The 2,073-nt window shown below is 39.4% G+C and carries 1 protein-coding gene; it reads right to left on the bottom strand.

Annotated features, from left to right (window positions below; all coding sequences use genetic code 11):
- Nucleotides 1-2,073: non-ribosomal peptide synthetase (locus GAB14E_RS02865; protein WP_033084133.1), on the bottom strand; the 2,073-nt coding region annotated here is incomplete at both ends.

Genomic DNA, 2,073 nt, shown 5'->3' with positions numbered 1-2,073 from the left:
ATTCAGCACTCCCATGATTAAATTTGTCGATAAACCACAAACGTTCTTGGGCAAAGGATAAAAATAACGCTTTATTATCTTGCCTTCCTGCTATTATTGTTGGTCTTAACGCCGTATCTGCTGCATTGTTCACACACACAGATAATGCCTGAATGCAGGATGATTCAAACACAGTTTTAACTGATAACTCACATTGCAGTTGTTTACGAATTTCTGAAACCAAACGGGTCGTCAGTAAAGAGTGCCCGCCTAAATCAAAAAAGTTGGCCGTTATACTGATTTTATCCTCATCAAGTTTTAATAATGATGACCAGATAGCTACCAATGACTTTTCGGTTGCTGTTTCAGCGGCAACATATGCACCTGTTAATAAACTTCCATCCGGCTCCGGTAAGGCTTTTTTATCGATTTTTCCATTAACCGTGAGCGGCCATTGTTCAATAAAAACAAAAATAGATGGCACCATATAATCGGGTATATGAGCTCGTAAACTTTTCCTAAATAAATTAGGCATCTCATCTTGACTAATTCCTGTCGTATTATCTGCAATGACATAAGCGACTAAATTATTATGTCCAGATTCATCTTTATTTGCTACAACAATGCAAGATAATACACCTGCACAGGATGATAATTGATGTTCTATCTCCCCTAACTCAATCCTAAATCCACGAATTTTAACTTGTGTATCCGTACGACCAACGAATTCTAATTGACCATCTGAAACTAAACGAACCAAATCACCTGTTCGGTATAAACGTGCATCTTTTCTACTAGCAAAAGGATCTGCTATGAATTTTTCTTTCGTTAAATCTGGATTATTGAGATAACCACGCGCTAGACTTGTCCCGCCAATGTAAAGTTCGCCAATAACACCTTGCGGAACAACTTCCTGTGTTGAGTCCAGCACGTAGTGGCTATAATTTGAGAGTGGCCCTGCCAAATTAGCAATATTTCCTCTTGTGTTATCACAATCTATACGTCGTACAAGAGACCATACAGTTGCTTCAGTTGGTCCATAACAGTTCCACAACTGAGCACAATTCCTCATCAAGCTTTTCGCTAACTTGTCAGGTAGTAGTTCACCTCCAGATAAGGCAACTAAATCTTTCTTCCCTGCCCAATCGTCATCCAGTAATGACCGCCAGCCGGCTGGAGTCGCTTGCATGAAATTAATGTCATGAACATTAAGTAGATGACTTAATTTACTTGGATCTATTACATCATCTTTTGACGCCAGAACAACTTGACCACCTACAAATAATGGCCCCCAGATTTCTAATCCTGCAATATCAAAGGCCATAGTAGTTACGGCCAGTAACTTAAGATCATGATTAAAGTTTGGCCCTAATTGAAACAGCATTGCCTGTAAAAAATTAACAAATGCCCCTTGTTCAATCATGACCCCTTTGGGTGTTCCTGTCGAGCCAGAAGTATGGATCACATAAGCTAGACTTGATAAAGGCTGCTTATCTGCCAACTGCCTATTAGTAACAGGATAATCAATGAAAACATCAGTGAACCTTGTATCGTTGATTGATATCAGTTTAACCTTGTCTGATAGTTCAAGACGGGTATGTAATCCTGATTGGTCTAATAAATAATTGATACCCGTATCGTTTATAATATGCTGTAAACGAGCGGTAGGGTAACTTGGATCCAGTGGTACATAAGCGCCGCCAGCTTTTAATATTCCGAGTAACCCTACGACCATCTGTAATGAGCGTTCAACACATATTCCCACCAAGGTATTTGGTGTAACGTCATGATGCTCTGCTAAGTAATGCGCTACCTTATTTGCCTGCTGATTAAGCTCCTGATAGGTAAGTTGTTCATCTTCAAAAACTACAGCAATGTTATTCGGATTAGCTACTGCCTGTGCTTCAAATAATTCATGAAGACATTTATCTGTTGGATAATCCTGCTCAGTATCATTGAGGGTATTCAATGAATAATCCAACTCAAGTGTGGAGAGCATAGGTAATTTTTTTATCTGCAACGGCCCTACAAGTTCTGTTTCACTTACTGTCGCTAACCCCGTCAGTAAACGAGAGAGATGATCATTGAATTGTG

It is taken from the genome of Colwellia psychrerythraea (assembly GCF_000764185.1).
Classification (GTDB): Bacteria; Pseudomonadota; Gammaproteobacteria; order Enterobacterales; family Alteromonadaceae; genus Colwellia; species Colwellia psychrerythraea_B.
The sequence above is the reverse complement of the archived record's forward strand: the minus strand, read 5'-3'. Positions and strand labels throughout refer to the sequence as shown.